The organism is Celeribacter sp. SCSIO 80838 (genome assembly GCF_056498065.1).
The window spans coordinates 184,197-201,412 of record NZ_JAZKMA010000002.1 but is presented as its reverse complement, the minus strand read 5'-3'; the positions used below and the strand labels follow the sequence as shown (position 1 = coordinate 201,412).

General features: G+C 60.5%; 13 protein-coding genes. 5 read left to right on the top strand and 8 right to left on the bottom strand.

The genetic code is table 11. The features are described from left to right. Window positions 1-23 precede the first annotated feature (23 nt). The gene (locus V1475_RS19590; protein WP_479414165.1) at window positions 24-1,007 is read left to right on the top strand and encodes a LacI family DNA-binding transcriptional regulator; all 984 of its coding nucleotides are present in this window, start codon (window positions 24-26) and stop codon (window positions 1,005-1,007) included. Between the two features lie 107 nt (window positions 1,008-1,114). Here the strand turns inward: V1475_RS19590 and V1475_RS19585 are convergent, their stop codons facing one another. Both V1475_RS19585 and V1475_RS19580 read right to left on the bottom strand, forming a co-directional pair. Then, window positions 1,115-2,053, bottom strand: a complete 939-nt coding sequence (locus tag V1475_RS19585; protein WP_479414164.1) for a substrate-binding domain-containing protein — start codon at window positions 2,051-2,053, stop codon at window positions 1,115-1,117. Between the two features lie 84 nt (window positions 2,054-2,137). Further along, window positions 2,138-3,340 (bottom strand): Gfo/Idh/MocA family protein, encoded by a 1,203-nt coding sequence (locus tag V1475_RS19580; RefSeq protein ID WP_479414163.1) that lies wholly within the window; start codon window positions 3,338-3,340, stop codon window positions 2,138-2,140. 511 nt (window positions 3,341-3,851) lie between these two features. Here V1475_RS19580 and V1475_RS19575 point away from each other — a divergent pair. The 4 genes from V1475_RS19575 to V1475_RS19560 all read left to right on the top strand — a co-directional run bounded on the left by V1475_RS19575 (window position 3,852) and on the right by V1475_RS19560 (window position 8,308). Next, window positions 3,852-4,778 (top strand): sugar ABC transporter substrate-binding protein, encoded by a 927-nt coding sequence (locus V1475_RS19575; RefSeq protein WP_479414162.1) that lies wholly within the window; start codon window positions 3,852-3,854, stop codon window positions 4,776-4,778. A gap of 110 nt (window positions 4,779-4,888) precedes the next feature. Continuing rightward, window positions 4,889-6,424, top strand: coding sequence for a sugar ABC transporter ATP-binding protein (locus V1475_RS19570; protein WP_479414161.1), 1,536 nt, complete (start codon window positions 4,889-4,891; stop codon window positions 6,422-6,424). A gap of 40 nt (window positions 6,425-6,464) precedes the next feature. Beyond that, window positions 6,465-7,475 (top strand): ABC transporter permease, encoded by a 1,011-nt coding sequence (locus V1475_RS19565; protein WP_479414160.1) that lies wholly within the window; start codon window positions 6,465-6,467, stop codon window positions 7,473-7,475. A 62-nt stretch (window positions 7,476-7,537) separates the two neighbouring features. Next, window positions 7,538-8,308: a sulfite exporter TauE/SafE family protein gene (locus V1475_RS19560; RefSeq protein ID WP_479414159.1), complete on the top strand. Its 771-nt coding sequence runs from the start codon at window positions 7,538-7,540 to the stop codon at window positions 8,306-8,308. A gap of 2 nt (window positions 8,309-8,310) precedes the next feature. Here the strand turns inward: V1475_RS19560 and V1475_RS19555 are convergent, their stop codons facing one another. From V1475_RS19555 to V1475_RS19530, 6 genes are all read right to left on the bottom strand, one after another. After that, window positions 8,311-9,183, bottom strand: a complete 873-nt coding sequence (locus V1475_RS19555; protein ID WP_479414158.1) for a MurR/RpiR family transcriptional regulator — start codon at window positions 9,181-9,183, stop codon at window positions 8,311-8,313. A 108-nt stretch (window positions 9,184-9,291) separates the two neighbouring features. Continuing rightward, entirely contained in the window at window positions 9,292-12,735 is a 3,444-nt protein-coding gene (locus V1475_RS19550) for a pyruvate carboxylase (RefSeq protein WP_479414157.1), read from the bottom strand. Between the two features lie 116 nt (window positions 12,736-12,851). Further along, on the bottom strand, window positions 12,852-13,976 hold the full coding sequence (locus V1475_RS19545) for a Gfo/Idh/MocA family protein (protein WP_479414156.1): 1,125 nt from the start codon (window positions 13,974-13,976) through the stop codon (window positions 12,852-12,854). A 9-nt stretch (window positions 13,977-13,985) separates the two neighbouring features. Next, complete coding sequence (locus V1475_RS19540; RefSeq protein WP_479414155.1) at window positions 13,986-14,957, bottom strand: hydroxyacid dehydrogenase; 972 nt, start codon at window positions 14,955-14,957, stop codon at window positions 13,986-13,988. Beyond that, window positions 14,957-15,772 (bottom strand): HpcH/HpaI aldolase family protein, encoded by an 816-nt coding sequence (locus V1475_RS19535; RefSeq protein WP_479414154.1) that lies wholly within the window; start codon window positions 15,770-15,772, stop codon window positions 14,957-14,959. The genes V1475_RS19540 and V1475_RS19535 overlap by 1 nt, the downstream gene beginning before the upstream one ends. Before the next feature lie 11 nt (window positions 15,773-15,783). Beyond that, on the bottom strand, window positions 15,784-17,214 hold the full coding sequence (locus V1475_RS19530; RefSeq protein ID WP_479414153.1) for an NAD-dependent succinate-semialdehyde dehydrogenase: 1,431 nt from the start codon (window positions 17,212-17,214) through the stop codon (window positions 15,784-15,786). Window positions 17,215-17,216 lie beyond the last annotated feature (2 nt).

Here is a 17,216-nt window from a genome sequence, read left to right as displayed (position 1 = left end):
TGATGCGATCAGACGGGAACGGAGTGACGGCAGCGGATGTGGCCAGAGAGGCGGGCGTCTCGAAATGGACCGTGATCCGCGCGTTCAAGGCTGATGCACGGATCGCGAAAGAGACGAAAGAACGCGTGCTCGCCGTCGCTCATACGCTCAACTACCGGCCTAATCTTTTGGCCCGAAGCCTCGCGACAAACCGCACGGAACAGGTGGCAATCCTGGTGGATGATTTTGAAAACCCTTACAAACTTCCAACTCTGCGGCATTTGACGGCGCGGCTGCAACAAGAGGGCATGCTGGGCGTTCTCATCAACATCAACAAAGATTTCTCACGCGAAGCCGCCCTCATGGATGCGCAACAAAGGCGTGTCGATTCCGTTGTCTTTTTCGGCGCGGCCTATGACCCGGCAACCATCAGCGATCAGATTTTGAACGCGAGCGATCAGCCGATATATATCCTTGCCCGCGAAGCCGTCAGTGCGCCACTTCCCTGTGTCTACACGGATCCCGTTCATGCGGTAGAAGCCCTTTCCGCGCATCTCTATGCCCGCGGCTATCGAAAGCCGGTTTATGTAGCTGGCCCAGAACGCTCTCAAACGGCGGTGGGGCGACGGCAGCAATACCGGAAATTCTGGAGTGCGCATGGCATTTCCACCCTTCAGGAAATTAATGCCGGTGCCTACGATCCCAAGGCTTCGAAGCTTGCGATCCATCGCTATCTGGCGGACACTCCAAAAGGTCAAAGATGTGACGTCATGCTCTGTGAGAACGATATTCTCGCAATCGGTGCCATCGACACATTGCGCTATGAACTCGGTCTGAGGGTGCCCGAAGACATCGCGGTTGCGGGCTTTGACGATATTTCTCTGGCCAGTATGGATGCATTTTCCCTGACCACATATCGGCAGCCCTATGAACATATGGTGGACTTGCTCGTAGGCATGATTGTCGGGCGTACCGCTCCGAGCTCTACGGCATTGGTTGGGGACCTTATTGTGCGGACCAGCACATAGATCGTCTTCGGACAATATGTTGGCGGGACGCAGTCGATCTCGGTCATTTTATATCCTTGTCTCAGGAAAGACGCAGTCGAACCGCGTCTTTCCAATGTTGGTCTTGCTTACTCTGTGGAATAGTTTTGGATGTTGTCCGGGGTCACCAATTCGAACGGGATATAGACCGCACGATCTTCCAGGGTTTCGCCCTGCGCCATGGCGAGCGCGATCTCGACGGATTTGGCGCCCTGGCCCCTGGCATCCTGAAACACCGTCAGGTCGATGTCGCCCGTTTCCATCGCCGAAAGCGCGTCCGGGGTGGCATCAATACCCGCGATAACAATCGAGTCGGGATCGACGCCTGCGGATTTGATCGCCTGAGCCGCACCGATGGCCATCTCATCGTTGTTGGCAAAGATCACATCCGGTTTCATCCCCGACGACAACCAGTTGATCACCAGATCGTTGGCTTTGGTGCGCGACCAATCCGCCACCTGCATATCTTCGATGGTGATAAAATCGCAGTCCGGCGTCTTGACGTAATCCTGCACCATCTGGGTGCGGACACGTCCGGCCTGAATGAACAGGTCTCCGGCGAGGATCACACCTGTCGCGGGCGCGCCGCCTTTGGCGTCACGAACCAGATCGCAGGCGGCGGAGGCCTGGATTGTGCCCGCATCGGTCTCCTTCGAGCCGACAAAGGCCTCGAGCGGGCCGAGGCTGTCGATATGCGGCGGCTCACGGTTCACATTGACGATCGGAATGCCCGCCTCGTTGGCGATCTTGTCCATCTGCGCGATGGCGTCGGAATCCACGGCAACGAGAATGATGGCATCGACGCCCGACGAGACGAAATTGCGCAATTGGTCCATCTGGCGGGTGATGTCGTTCTGGGCGTCTTCGAACTGAAGATGTATGTCAAGCTCAGCGGCCTTTTCCTCGATGCCGCCCCGGACGATGGTCAGGAAATTGTTATCGAATTGCGCCATGGCAACACCGATATCCTGCGCCATAGCGGTTGAGCACACGAGAGACAAAGCTGTCGCGGTCAAAAGTTTTTTCATAGGGTCTCCTCCTGTTTGGTGCGGCCTCTCCCGGACCGCATGCACCCGCGTTTGCGGGGGTTCCGTGGCATCGGGGCGACGACATCAGAGCGACGGCGTCGTGGACAGGGGCGTCCAGTTCCCTCCTGCTGCATTGGATGCGATGGCGGCGTTTATGAACGCGACACCGCGTATGCCCACACCCAGATCCGGATGGGCCAAAAGCCCTTCTGGCAACTTCGTGCCGGTGCGCCGGGCGTCGATGGCGATCGCAAATTCTTCGTAAAGATTGGCCCACGCGTCAGAGAGACCTTCCGGGTGGCCTCTGGGCATATGGACGAAGTGCGCGGCCTCGCTCAGGATCCCGGCGTCATGGCCCCGCAAAAGCGTTTGCGCTGGCGCATTGAAGGGGCGCAGATGTAGGCTTTCCGGCTCTTCCTGCGACCACTCCAGCGTCGCGGCCGTTCCCGAGATGCGGATGCGCAGCCCGCAATGCGTGCCCGCGACCGCTTGGGAAACCAGCATCGTTCCGGGCACATCTCCTGCAAAGCGGCAATTGAAAAAAGCGGTGTCTTCAAGAGGTTGCTCGGCTCCCAGCGTAAAGAAATCGGCGCGCAGCTCTTCGAGGGGCAGGCCGGAGATGAATTCCGCGAGGTGATGGGCATGGGTGCCGATATCCGCGGTTGTGGCCGCGCCGCCGACCTTGTTCGGATCGCGACGCCAGGGCGAGCCGGACCATGCATTTTCGGGCGGGATCAGAGCCATTTCCTGAAAATACTCGACATGGATCTGGCGGATTTCCCCGATTTTGCCCTCTCGCACCATTTGCCGTGCCTGCCGCACCATGGCATGCGCGGCAAAAGAATAGGTCACACCGAAGAAAAGTCCGGTTTGCGCCTGAAGCGCCGCAAGCGCCTGGGCCTCTTGCAGCGTGTTGACCAGAGGTTTGTCACAGATCACGTCGATGCCGACGTTCAGAAAGGCTTTTGCCACTTCGAAATGCAGAAAGTTCGGGACGGTGATCGCGACTGCATCGATGCCATCGGCGCGGGCGGCTTCGCGTATCGCCATGTCGCGCCAGTCGTGATAGATGCGGTCGGGTGCAAAGCCCCAGGCGCGGCCGGATGTTTCGGCGACCTCGGGGCGTGACGACAAGGCTCCGGCGACGACGTCCCAACGGCCCGAAAGACGCGCCCCGCGCGCATGAATCCGTCCGATAAAAGCGCCGTCGCCACCGCCGACCATGCCAAGGCGCAACTGGCACGACTTGGGGGGAAATGGCACATATGGTTCGGTCTGGTCCTGCATCGTGGCCTCCCCTGAAGCCTCCTCAAGCCTCAGCCTTTCACGTGTCTGAAATCTTTGTCTGGCACGACGCTTTCCGAAAAAACGATTCATTGCAATAAAAATTGTTCAAAATTAATTTTGTCATTTATTTTTGCTATTCTGTCTGAGCGAGGTTGGTCAATGGATGTGTTTGCGTACAAATTGGTCCGTGCTGCATCAGGCGCTCGCACCTGATGTTTCTCCATATGAGCAACATTTATATCGTAATGTGATATGTTGCAATAATTGTTGCTATTGCGATTTTCTGTTGCTAAGAATCGGCATGGCAAGGGGTCAGGGCACCCTGAGCCTTGGGAGGGTCGCCTCGGGTCATTCGAGGCGATGAAGGGACAGAGTGGATCACGCCATCAGCCTGAAATGGCTTGCGCCGGAAGGGCGCAAAAGGCGGCCTGATCGGGCTCCATCCCGAAATGTTAATGGGTGAAGACCCTGTGTTCGGCGAGGGAGTGCCGAACTTCTGGAGGAGAGACACATGAAGAAATTTCTAATGGCCAGCGCCATGGCAACCGTATTGGCCTCGGGCGCACATGCCGAGACCATCGGCGTGGCCATGTCCTTGTTCGATGACAATTTTCTGACCGTTCTGCGTCACAATATTCAGGACCACGCCGACGAACTTGGTGTGACGGTTCAGATGGAAGACGCGCAGGGCGACATCGCGCGCCAGCAATCGCAGATCGAGAATTTCGTGGCCGCCGGTGTGGACGGGATCATCACTATGCTGGTGGATGCGGACTCCGGGAAAGCCATGTCCAAAATCGCCGACGAAGCGGGGGTGCCGCTTGTGTTCGTGAACATGCTTCCGGCGGAAATCGATGATTTCCCGGCAAAACAGGCCTGGGTCGGGTCCAACGAAGAGCAGGCGGGAGCGCTTGAAGCCACCGAAGTGTGCCGCCTTCTCGAAGGCAAAGGCCAGGCCGTGATCCTGATGGGGCAACTGGGCACGACCGGCCAGCGGGGGCGCACCAAAGCCACCAAAGAAGTTCTGGCCAGCGATGACTGCGCCGGCATTGAAATCGTCGAGGAGCAAACCGCGAACTGGATGCGCACTCCGGCGATGGATTTGATGACCAACTGGATCTCTTCCGGCCTCAAACCGGACGCGGTGATTGCCAATAACGACGAAATGGCGCTTGGGGCCATTCAGGCGCTGAAATCGTCGGGCATTTCCATGGAGGATGTGGTCGTGTCGGGTGTCGATGCGACACAGGACGCGCTGGCCTCCATGAAGATGGGCGATCTCGATGTCACGGTCTATCAGTCGGCCAAGGGTCAGGGTCAGGGCGCGCTTGACACCGTGCTCAAGATTGCGGCTGGTGAAGCGTTCGACCAGCGCGTGGTCATCCCCTTTGAACTGGTCACGCCGGACAATCTCGGGGACTACACGACGAAGAACTGAGCCTCAGGCTTTGGTGAAAACAGCTGTCGTGGCGGATCGGTCAGGGATCAATCCGCCACATGACGCAGGCGTTGCGGAGGATGCGGGTCTGCGAGGGATGGAGGCGAGAGATGATTACCGAACGAACGAGACAGGCGATTGAACGCTATAAGTCGAAGCTCCCGGAGGAGGTGCTGGCGATCTCGGGCATCCGTAAAGAGTTTCCTGGCGTTGTGGCACTCGATGACGTTCAGTTGAGCCTGAAGCGGGGAACCGTTCATGCCCTGATGGGGGAAAACGGGGCGGGAAAATCCACGCTTATGAAAATTATTGCGGGCATTTACACGCCCGACCGCGGCACGATCCGGCTGCGCGGCGAAGAGGTCAAACTGGCCAGTCCGCTCGATGCGCTCGAACGCGGGATTGCGATGATCCATCAGGAACTCGCGCTGATGCCTTACATGACGGTGGCCGAAAACATCTGGATCCGCCGCGAACCGCGCAACGCTTTTGGGATCATCAATCACGGCAAGATGGCCGAACAGACGCAGGCGCTGTTCGATCGTCTGAACATCCAGATCGACCCGCTATCGGAGGTCCGTTATCTGACAGTGGCGCAACGCCAGATGGTCGAGATTGCGAAAGCCGTTTCTTACGAATCCGACGTGTTGATCATGGATGAGCCGACCTCGGCGCTGACGGAAGCGGAGGTCGAGCACCTTTTCGCGATCATCCGGGACCTGCGCGCGCAGGGCATCGGGATCGTCTATATCACCCACAAGATGAATGAGTTGTTCGAGATTGCCGATGAATTCTCCGTCTTCCGGGACGGCATTTATGTCGGTACCCACGCCAGTTCGGATGTGACGCGCGACGACATCATTCGCATGATGGTCGGGCGCGATGTCACCGATATGTTCCCGAAAGAGGAGGCCGTGATCGGCGCGCCGGTGCTGGAGGTCGAGAACCTCACGCTCGATGGCGTGTTTCACGACATTTCCTTTACCGTACATGAGGGCGAGATTTTCGGTCTTGCGGGGCTTGTCGGCTCCGGGCGGTCGAATGTCGCCGAGGCCATTTTCGGCGTCACCCCCGCCAGCAGCGGCACGATCCGCATCCACGGCAAGGAAGTGGCCATCCACTCACCGCGCGATGCCATGCAAAACGGCATGGCCTTTCTGACCGAAGACCGCAAGGACACCGGGTGTTTCCTGCCGCTCTCGGTCCGGGAAAACATGCAGATCGCGGCGTTCAAAGACAGCTATGTGCGTTTTGGCGTCATCGAACAGGGGGCCGTCGACGCCATAAGCGACGAGATGAAAACGGCGTTGCGGATCAAGACGCCCAATCTCGACGAACGGATCGAAAACCTGTCGGGCGGCAATCAGCAAAAGGCGCTGATCGCGCGGTGGCTGATGATCCATCCGAAAATTCTCATTCTCGACGAACCCACACGCGGCATCGACGTCGGGGCCAAGGCGGAAATTCACCGCCTGATTTCGCGCCTCGCCGGAGAGGGTGTTGCGGTGGTGATGATTTCGTCGGAGCTGCCCGAAGTGCTCGGCATGGCGGATCGCATCATGGTGATGCACGAGGGGCATTTGACGGGAATTCTGGATCGCGACGAGGCCGATCAGGTGAAAATCATGGAGTTGGCGGCGCGTTGATGTGCCTGGCACAGAACGTGACACGCAGGGAGGAAAGACTATGGTCACAGAACAAATTGAGCCGGTCGCGAAACCGCGCCGAAAATTGCCACAGGAACTGAACATTCTTTCGGTTCTCATCGGCGTCGCCCTGATCTTTGAGGTGCTGGGCTGGGTTTTGAACGGGCAGAGCTTTTTGCTGAACCCGCAACGCCTGACGATCATGATTTTACAGGTCTCGGTTGTCGGGATCATCGCCGTGGGGGTGACCCAGGTGATCGTGACCGGCGGGATCGATCTGTCCTCCGGCTCCATTGTGGCGATGACGGCAATGATCGCCATGAGTTTTGCCCAGACCAGCGAATATTCGCGGGCGATCTATCCGGCGCTGACGGATATGCCGGTCATTGTGCCGCTGTTCGTGGGGCTTGGGCTCGGTCTTTTGGCCGGTGCGATCAACGGTGCGCTGATTGCCATGACGGGCATTCCGCCCTTTATTGCCACGCTGGGCATGATGGTTGCCGCCCGCGGCATCGCGAAGTGGTACACCAAGGGCCAGCCGGTGTCTTTCCCGACCGAAAGCTTCGCCACGATCGGGGACGGTATCTGGCCGGTGGTGATTTTCCTGATCGTCGCGCTGATCTTTCATCTGGCGCTGCGCTACACACGCTATGGTAAATTCACCTACGCCATCGGGGCCAACCCTCAGGCCGCGCGGGTGTCGGGCATCAATGTCCAGAGCCATTTGATCAAGGTCTACGCCATCGCGGGTCTGTTGTCCGGTCTCGCCGGGATTGTAACGGCGGCACGGGCGGAGACCGCACAGGCGGGGATGGGGATGATGTACGAACTCGATGCCATCGCCGCAGCCGTGATCGGGGGCACATCGCTTTCGGGCGGGCAGGGGCGCATTCTGGGCACGGTGATCGGGACGCTGATCCTTGGCCTGATGATGTCCGGGTTCACCTTCTTGCGCATCGACGCCTATTATCAGGAAATCGTCAAAGGCACGATCATCGTGGCCGCCGTCATCGCCGACGTCTATCGCCAGAAAAAACGCGCGAAGACCTGAGCCCCTCCTGACACAGCAACAGCCCCGCCGCATGTGGGGCTGTTTTTTGCGAAAGTGACGACATGCCCGGCCTGAGTTCGGAGCCCTATCTGCTTGCTGTCAGCGTGCTGGCGGTCGTTCTCGTCGGTCTGTCCAAGGGCGGATTGGGCGGGATGTCCCTTCTGGGCGTGCCGCTTATGTCGCTTTACATGCCGCCGATGACCGCCGCAGCGGTGTTGTTGCCGATCCTGATCGTGATGGACATGGTCAGCCTGTCGGTCTGGCGCCGCCATGTGGACTGGCGTATTCTGAAGATCGTTTTGCCAGCGGCTGTCCTCGGCATCGGGATTGGATGGGGCACCGCGGAAGTGGTGACCGATGCCGAAGTGCGGCTGATCGTGGGCGTGGTGTCGCTGGCCTTCGTGGCACGCGTGCTCTGGCAAAAATGGGGCCGTCCGGCCGCCCCGGTGACAGGGACGCTTCGGCCGATGTTGGGGCATTTGTGCGGGATGGTCGGGGGCTTTACGAGCTTTGTCGCCCATGCCGGTGCGCCGCCGCTTCAGATATACCTCCTGCCGTTGGGGCTCGATCCCAAAACCTTCACCGGCACATGCGTTTTGTTTTTCGCGGTGACCAATGCGATCAAGCTGATCCCCTATATCGCCTTGGGTCAGTTCGACGGGGCGCATCTGATGCTCTCCGCCGTGCTCATGCCGGTGGGGCTGGCCGCGACCTATCTCGGGGCCTGGATCGTGCGTAAGATGCGTCCGGCGATCTTTTATCCGCTGACCTATGCCTCAATTGCTCTCGTCGGCCTCAAGCTTGTGCAGGATGGTATCGCAGGCATGGGATGAGGTCAGCTTCCGGTGACGGTCGGAATGCGGGGTTCGGTTGTATTCTTTTGCACCCGTGCCGCCACCGCCACCGTCAAGGCCTGCGCCAGACACATGGGTGCTGCGAGTGAGCGCGAGAAGGTGTAATCGTGTTCCGGGACGGCAAACAGAACCTTTGCGGATTTAGCCAGAGGCGACAATGTGCTGTCCGAAATCGCAACAACCGGCGCGCCGGTCTGTGCCACCGTTTCGACGATATTGACCACCTCATTGGCATAGAAGCGAAATGAGATGGCGATCAGGACATCGTCTTTGCCGATGGTGCGGCCCATATGGGTCGACAGACCGCCACTCGCGTCCAAAAGCACACATGGCTTGCCCAGCATGGTCAGGATGTAACGCAAGAGATCGGCGACGGGCGCGGAGCGGAGTTGGCCGACAATATATACCGTGCGCGCATTTTCGATCATATCGGCCGCCTCGGACATCTGGGCGGGGTCGGTGCGTTCGAGCATATCCTCCAAAGAGGCAATGTCGCGGACCACCAATTCGCGCAGAAATCCGTACTCGCTGCGGTCCTCGCGCATGTTGAGTTCGCTGTCGAGCGCCCGACGACGCGCCTCGAAACCCGGTGCAGCCGTGGCGAGGCGTTCCTGGAAAAGATGCTGCAGATCCTTGAAGCCCTTGTAGCCAAGCGCCTGTGCGAAGCGAACAAAGCTTGAGGCATGAATGCCGCAATGCTCGCCGATCGCGTTCACGGATTGCACGGCAACCTCATTGGGATTCTGCGTGAGATAGACCGAAATCCTTTGATAGGTCCTGCTCATCCGGTCGTAGCGCTCATGGATCAGACGGATCAGATCCTCGTAATTCTCCGGCGCCTTGATGTCCTCCACCGCAATTTCCCTTTTTCTTGGTTGATAAATTCAATCCTAAAATCGAACTCTGCCTGACCTATTGTGATTTAGTTTCTCAGATCGCGCAATATTCATTGCAGCCCCCGCTCACTCGAACTCGACGAGCAGGTCCTTTGCGTCGATCTGTGCGCCGGGCGTGACGTGGATCGCTTTGATCGTGCCGTCCTGATCGGCGGTGATCGAGGTTTCCATCTTCATCGCTTCGATGGTCAACAGCACATCGCCCTTCTTCACCGCCTGCCCGGAGGCGACCGCCACGGTCGCCACAACCCCCGGCATCGGCGCGCCGAGATGTTTGGCGTTGCCCGCTTCGGCCTTGGGATTGGCTTTGACGGAGGCGACGGCGGAGCGGTCCTTGACCCGCACGGTGCGCGGCTGGCCGTTCAGCTCGAAGAACAGTTTCACCTCGCCCGTTTCGGTGATGTCGGAGATCGCCTGACAGCGGATCTCGAGCGTCACGCCCGGATCGATGGTGGCGGAAATCTCCTCGCCCTCCTGCATGCCGTAGAAGAAGTTCTTCGTCGGCAGCACCCGCACCGGCCCGTATTGCTCGTGGCGGGTGACATAATCGGTGAAGACCTTCGGATACATCAGGTAGCCGTTGAAATCCTCGTCGTCGAACTCTTCGTCGGGGAATTTCGCGGCCAGTTCGGCGCGGAGTTCGTCGAAATTCGCGGGCGCAAGATGCAGGCCGGGGCGTTCGAGATTGGGTTTCTCCTTGCCCAGAACCTTCTTGACGATGCTGTCCGGGAAGCCGCCCGGCGGCTGGCCGAGATTGCCGCGCATCATGTCGATGACGCTGTCCGGGAAGGCCACATCGCTTTTCGGGTCCTCGACCTGCGCGCGCGTCAGCCCCTGGGACACCATCATCAGCGCCATGTCGCCCACAACTTTCGACGACGGCGTCACTTTGACGATATCGCCGAACATCATGTTCACATCGGCATAGCTCTGCGCCACCTCATGCCAGCGCTCCTCAAGCCCGAGCGAGCGGGCCTGCGCCTTGAGGTTGGTGAACTGACCGCCGGGCATTTCATGCAGGTAGACCTCAGAGGCCGGGGCCTGAAGCCCGCTTTCGAACGCTTTATACTGGCCACGCACGGCTTCCCAATAGTTCGACATCTCACGGATTGCGGCAATGTCGAGTCCGGTGTCGCGCTCGGTGAAGCGCGTGGCCTCGACGATGGAGCCCAAACAGGCCTGCGAGGTGCCGCCCGAGAAGGCGTCCATCGCCGCATCCACCGCATCGACGCCCGCGTCGGCGGCGGCGAGGATGGTGGCGGCGGCGGCGCCCGAGGTGTCATGGGTGTGGAAATGGATCGGCAGGCCGACCTCTTCCTTGAGCGCGGTGATGAGCTGGCGCGCCTGCGCCGGTTTCAACAGCCCCGCCATGTCCTTGAGCCCCAGCACATGCGCACCGGCGGCCTTCAGCTCCTGACCCATTTTGACGTAATATTTGAGATCGTATTTCGAGCGCGCCGGATCGAAGAGATCGCCGGTGTAGCAGATCGTGCCTTCGCAGAGCTTGCCGCTCTCGATCACCGCATCCATCGCCACGCGCATGTTCTCGACCCAGTTGAGACTGTCGAAAACGCGGAACACATCGACGCCGGTCACGGCGGCCTGGCGCACGAATTCCTGCACCACATTGTCGGGGTAATTGGTATAGCCGACGCCATTGGAGGCGCGCAGCAGCATCTGCGTCATCACATTGGGCATACGCTCGCGAATGTCGCGCAGGCGTTGCCACGGGCATTCCTGCAAAAAGCGGTAGGCCACGTCAAAGGTCGCACCGCCCCAGCATTCGACGGAGAACAGCTCCGACAGGTTCGCGGCGTAGGCGGGGGCCGCGTTGATCATGTCGATCGACCGCATCCGGGTCGCCAGAAGCGATTGGTGCCCGTCGCGCATGGTGGTGTCGGTGATCAGCAGCTTTTTCTGGTCCAGCATCCATTCCGCAACGGCCTGCGCGCCTTGCTCTTCAAGCAATTGCCGCGTGCCCATCGGCGGGGTGTCCGCCTTGAGCGCAGGCACCACGGGTTTGCGCGCATCGGCGGCGGGTTTGGCGCGGCCAAGGGTTTCCGGATGGCCGTTCACCGTGATCTCGGCGAGATAGGTCAGGATTTTCGTCGCCCGGTCGCGGCGCTGTTTGAAGTCGAACAGCTCCGGCGTCGTGTCGATAAATTTCGTGGTGTACTCGTTCGACAGGAACGTGGGGTGTTTCAGGAGGTTTTCGACGAAGGCGATGTTGGTCTGAACGCCGCGGATGCGGAATTCGCGCAACGCCCGGTCCATCCGCGCAATCGCGGCCTCGGGCGTGCGCGCCCAGGCGGTCACCTTGGTCAGCAAACTGTCGTAGTAGCGGGTGATCACAGCGCCCGAATAGGCCGTGCCGCCGTCCAAACGGATGCCCATGCCGGTCGCGGAACGATAGGTGGTGATCCGGCCATAATCGGGGATGAAATTGTTCGTCGGATCCTCGGTCGTCACCCGGCACTGCAGCGCATGGCCGTCGAGTTTGACGTCATACTGGCTGGCCACACCGGTGGCCTCCATGAGGCTCTTGCCCTCGGCGATCAGGATTTGCGCCCGGACGATGTCGATGCCGGTGACTTCCTCGGTCACCGTATGCTCCACCTGCACGCGGGGGTTCACCTCGATGAAGTAGAACTTGCCGCTCTCCATATCCATCAGGAATTCGACGGTCCCGGCGCATTCGTAATTCACATGTTCGCAGATGCGTTTGCCGAGATGGCACAGCTCTTCGCGCTGTGCGGGCGAGAGATAGGGGGCAGGGGCGCGCTCGACCACTTTCTGGTTGCGGCGCTGGACCGAGCAATCGCGCTCATAGAGGTGGTAGATATGGCCATGGCTGTCGCCGAGGATCTGTACCTCGACGTGGCGCGCCTTGATGATCATCTTTTCCAGATAACCTTCGCCATTGCCAAAAGCGGCCTCGGCCTCGCGGCGGCCTTCCTTGACCTTTTCCTCAAGCTCCTCGGCGTTCATGATCGGGCGCATGCCGCGCCCGCCACCGCCCCAGGAGGCCTTGAGCATCAGCGGGAAACCGATCTCGGCGGCCTCTTTGCGGATCGCATCGAAATCCTCGCCCAGAACCTCGGTCGCCGGAATGACCGGCACACCCGCCGCGATGGCGACCTTGCGCGCCGAGGCCTTGTCGCCCAGCTCGCGCATGGTTTTGGCCTTGGGGCCGATGAAGGTGATGCCCGCAGCCGTACAGGCATCGACGAAATCCGGGTTCTCGGACAACAGCCCATAGCCCGGATGGATCGCATCGGCGCCCGAAAGCTTCGCCACCCGGATGATCTCAGGGATCGAGAGATAGGCCGCCACCGGTCCCAGACCTTCGCCGATCTTATAGGCCTCGTCCGCCTTGAACCGGTGCAAGGAGAGCTTGTCCTCTTCGGCATAGATCGCGACGGTGCGCTTGCCCAGTTCGTTCGCGGCACGCATCACGCGGATCGCGATCTCTCCACGGTTCGCGATCAGAACTTTTTGAAATTCGGCCATTTTGGGAGTCTCCTTTCCAGTGACGCCCGGGGCATGTCCTGCGGCGTCTGCGAGAATCTCTACATTCTTATAAGGGGCTCAGTTTTGAAGGGCCCGATGGGGATCGGCTGTCAATTTCAACTGGGGACGGACTTCCAGCACCGGTCCTTGGAAGAGGCCTGAATCGTTTCGACCAGCCGCTGAATGCGCAGACCGTCGCGGAAACCGAAAGGTTCCGCCCGAAGCCCCGCGATGGCCTCCAGATAGCCCGCCACCTCGATCGCCTTCAGATCGTTGAAGCCAAGCTGATGCCCCGGCGCCACACAGAAACGGACATAGGGATCGTGATCGGGTCCGGCCTCGATGCGACGGAAACCGCGCCGACCGACGGCATCCTCCGTGCTGTAGAAATGCAATTCGTTGAACCGCTCCTGACTAAAGCTCAACGCACCCTTGGTGCCGTAGACTTCGAAGTCATGCTGCATCTTGCGGCCTGTCGCGATCCAGTTGCCCTCGATGGAGCCTTGCGCCCCATTGGCGAACCGCACGAACGCGCGTCCGACATCGTCGACCTGAACCGCGCGGGTGCCACCCTGCGCATCGGGGCGGGTCGGGATCATCGTGATGCAATCGCCCAGAACCTCTGTGATCGGGCCGAGCAGATATTCCGCGGTGGCGAGGGCATGGCTGCCGATATCGGCCAGCGCGCCACCGCCCGCCGGGTCGTGACGGAAGGAAAACGGCGACGAGGCATCGGCCATGTAATCTTCGCAATGAAGGCCACGGTAGCCGCGAATTTCGCCAAGCTCGCCTTCGGCGATCATGGTTTTGGCGAGTTTGAGCATCGGATTGCAGAGATAGTTGAAGCCGACCTGTGTTTTCACCCCGGCCGCTTCTGCCGCAATCGCCATGTCTTCGGCGTCAGACGCCAGTGGGGCCAGCGGTTTTTCGCAATAGACGTGTTTGCCCGCCGCAATCGCGGCAAGCGCCATTTCTTTGTGAAGTGCATTCGGCGCGGTGATGTCGATGACGTCGATCTCGGGGCTGTTCACAAGGTCGCGCCAATCGGTTGTTGCATGCGCAAAACCGAAATCATGCGCCGCTTTGCGCGCGGTCTCTTCGCTGATATCGGCGACGGTGTGCAATTCGATCTCGTAGGGCAAATCGAACACTTTGGGCGCTGAGGCAAAGCCGAATACATGGGTTTTCCCCATGAACCCCGTGCCGATCAAGCCAATTCTGAGTTTGGGTTTATTGTTCATGTTCCGTCCTTACTGCGCAATCTGCGCGGAATTCACCACCAGAGCGGGCTCGATTGTACCATCGAGATAGTTCAACGCATTTTCGATGGAGGCAATCGCCATCCGCTCACTGCATTCGTTTGTCAGCCCCGCAATATGCGGCGACAAAATGACCTGATCCATGCCGAAGAGCGGCGAGTTTGCCCCCGGCGGCTCGTCGTCGAAGACGTCCAGGCCCGCCGCTCCGACCCGCCCGCTGGTCAGCGCCTCGGCCAGAGCGGTTTCACACACGACCCCGCCGCGCGCCGTATTGGAGAGAATGACACCCGGTTTCATCGCCGCAAATTCCGCGGCACCGATGATGGGCGTCGCCCCCTTCGGGATATGCACCGAAATGCAATCCGCCCAGGCCAGTCCCGTGTGCAGATCGGCCACCGGGGACACCGGGCCGTCCGGCCAGCCGGATTTTTCCAGATAGGGGTCATAGGCCCGTACATCCATCTGAAACCCGGAGGCCATACGCGCCAGATGCCGACCGATGCGACCATAGCCGAGGATCAAAAGACGCTTGCCCGTGATTTCTTGTTGTTCGAGCGCATTGCGCCAATTCCACTCCGCAGGCACGCGCACGGCGCGATCTGCCCGCAGCACCCGTTTCGTGGCGGCAAGGATTTGCATCATCGCATGTTCTGCGACGGAGACGGAATTGACGTCGCCCACGATGGTCAGCGCCACGCCCCGTTGATTGAGCGCCGCGACATCGACCGAGTCGTAGCCGACACCATGACGCGACACCACCTTGAGGGCAGGGGCCTTGGCGATGGTCTCCGCTGAGAGCGGCTGTGTGCGGATGACAAGCGCATCGGCTTTGTGGATCAACCCGGCATAAGACGGCTCGGAGACCTCTTCGACATATTCCACGCTCACCCCGCGCGCGGGCAGGCTGCGCAACAGCGCCTCGCCCGCGGGGTGCAGTTTTCCGGCAACGAGAAGATGCGGCATCAATAACCTCCTGCATCCGGGGTGGCACTGTGTGTCAGGCCGCTTTCCACAGCATCGCGCCACTGGCGCACGGAGCTGGCTGCGGCCCCGGCCAAAAGGCGCGAGTCGCCCGAAACCGTGGTCAGGTTGAAGCCCCAACCGATGGCTTTGGCCGCATAGTCCGGCGTGCCGCAATGCAGACAGGCGAAAATCCCGTTTTTCGCACAGACCGATTGGATTTTGCGGATCAGCGCGATCATCTCCGGTTCTTCGCGGTCGAACCCCGGCGGGAGGCGGCCCTCCTGCGTGCCGATGGTCAGATCTGCCGGGCCGATGTAGATGCCGTCGAGCCCCGGCGTGGCGGCGATCTCTTCGAGATTGTCCACACCGTCCTGGGTTTCGATCATCGCCAAAGCCAGCACTTCCTCATTGGCCGCAAGCCCGTATCCGTCATAGGCGACCGCCGCACGGGTCGGTCCGAAGCTGCGCTGGCCGAACGGCGGATAACGCGTGTAGGACACGAATTCGGCGGCTTTCTCGGCGGAGTTGATCATCGGACAAATGATGCCCTGCGCCCCGGCATCGAGCGCCTTCATGATGATGCCCGGTTCCCGCCACGGCACGCGGGCCATCGGCGTGACACCGGAGGCGCGCATCGCCTGAAACATCGGCAGGACGGAGGTATAATCCAGCGCGCCGTGCTGGATGTCGATGCTGACGCTGTCATAGCCCTGTGCGGCCATGATCTCTGCCGTGAACGGATTGCCGATCGACAGCCAGCCGTTGATGGCGGGGCGTCCTGCGGCGAGGTGTTTCTTGAGCTTGTTCTCGAACATGTCGCCTCTCCTTAAAACACGATCTGGGTGAGCTTGGTGTCGAGGTAATCCTCAAGCCCTTCGGTCCCGCCTTCGCGGCCCATGCCCGAATAATTCGTACCGCCAAAGGGAACCTCGGAAGCGGCGAGGGCGAAGCTGTTGATCCCGACCATGCCGGCTTTGAGCGTGGCAGCGGTTTTGCGGGCCAGATCGGGTGAGCGGGTAAAGGCATAGGCCGCCAGCCCCATCTCCGAGGCGTTGGCGCGGGTCAGTGCTTCATCCACGGTGTCGAACCGGGTGATGGCGGCAATCGGTCCGAAGTTTTCCTCCCTGAACACCCGCATGTCATCGGTCACGCCGCTCAGCACGGTCGGCTCGTAGAAATGGCCGGTGTTGTGAGACGCCGCCCGCTGGCCGCCGGTTTCGAGCGTCGCGCCGGATTTGAGGGCGTCCTGCACGATGCCGTCGATCTCGGCGAGGCGTCCGCCGTTGATCAGCGGCCCCATCCCCGTGGCGGGGTCGAGCCCGTCGCCGACAACGATCCGGCGGGTCCGTTCGACAAACCCCGCCAGAAACGCGTCATGCAGGCTGTCGTGTACAAAGATACGATCGGGCGTCACGCAGACCTGACCGCAATTGCCGAATTTTGTGGCGACGGTCAGATCGAGCGCCGTCTCCAGATCCGCATCCTCGTAAATGATCAAGGGCGCGTTGCCGCCCAGTTCCATCGAGACCTTTTTCACGGTGTCCGCCGCATCGCGGATCATTTGCTGTCCGATGCGCGTCGAGCCGGTGAGCGACACTTTGCGCACACGCGGATCGGCCATGATCGGTGCATATGTGTCTGCGGTCGCGCCGACGACGAGGTTCACCGCCCCGTCGGGCCATCCCGCCGCACGCAGGCAATCGACCATCACCATCGCGACGCCGGGTGTCTGGGACGAGGGGCGCAACACGACAGGACAGCCCGCCGCGAGCGCTGGCGCAAGTTTGCGGGCGGGCAGGGCGGCGGGGAAATTCCAGGCGGTAAAGGCCCCGACGATGCCGACGGGTTCGCGTGTCACCTCGAACCGGCCTCCGGGCACGCGGCTTTGCACCACACGGCCATAGATGCGCCGGGCCTCCTCCGCGTACCAGCGGAACTGGTCGCAGGCGAGCCCCCATTCGCGGGCCGATTGTGCCAGTGGCTTGCCGGTCTCGGTCGAAATCATCTGCGCGGCTTCATCGGTGTGCGCATACATCTCATCGGCGGCCTTGTGCAACGCATCGGCGCGCCCGAAGCCCCCCATGTCGTTCAGCCGTGGCAGGGCGCGGGCGGCGGCATCGAGCGCGTCTTTGGTGTCTGCGACAGAGGCCGCAGGCACGGTCCCGACCGATTTTTCCGTCACGGGGGACATGACCTCCAGCGCCTGCGCCGCGCCGCGCCATGCCCCATCAATGAACAATCCGAAGTTCTCATACATGA

What these genes read in the sequence shown, in the direction of transcription:
- V1475_RS19585 (WP_479414164.1), bottom strand. Translation starts at nt 2,053, where the DNA reads ATGAAAAAACTTTTGACCGCGACAGCTTTGTCTCTCGTGTGCTCAACC.
- V1475_RS19580 (WP_479414163.1), bottom strand. Translation starts at nt 3,340, where the DNA reads ATGCAGGACCAGACCGAACCATATGTGCCATTTCCCCCCAAGTCGTGC.
- V1475_RS19575 (WP_479414162.1), top strand. Translation starts at nt 3,852, where the DNA reads ATGAAGAAATTTCTAATGGCCAGCGCCATGGCAACCGTATTGGCCTCG.
- V1475_RS19570 (WP_479414161.1), top strand. Translation starts at nt 4,889, where the DNA reads ATGATTACCGAACGAACGAGACAGGCGATTGAACGCTATAAGTCGAAG.
- V1475_RS19565 (WP_479414160.1), top strand. Translation starts at nt 6,465, where the DNA reads ATGGTCACAGAACAAATTGAGCCGGTCGCGAAACCGCGCCGAAAATTG.
- V1475_RS19560 (WP_479414159.1), top strand. Translation starts at nt 7,538, where the DNA reads ATGCCCGGCCTGAGTTCGGAGCCCTATCTGCTTGCTGTCAGCGTGCTG.
- V1475_RS19550 (WP_479414157.1), bottom strand. Translation starts at nt 12,735, where the DNA reads ATGGCCGAATTTCAAAAAGTTCTGATCGCGAACCGTGGAGAGATCGCG.
- V1475_RS19545 (WP_479414156.1), bottom strand. Translation starts at nt 13,976, where the DNA reads ATGAACAATAAACCCAAACTCAGAATTGGCTTGATCGGCACGGGGTTC.
- V1475_RS19540 (WP_479414155.1), bottom strand. Translation starts at nt 14,957, where the DNA reads ATGCCGCATCTTCTCGTTGCCGGAAAACTGCACCCCGCGGGCGAGGCG.
- V1475_RS19535 (WP_479414154.1), bottom strand. Translation starts at nt 15,772, where the DNA reads ATGTTCGAGAACAAGCTCAAGAAACACCTCGCCGCAGGACGCCCCGCC.
- V1475_RS19530 (WP_479414153.1), bottom strand. Translation starts at nt 17,214, where the DNA reads ATGTATGAGAACTTCGGATTGTTCATTGATGGGGCATGGCGCGGCGCG.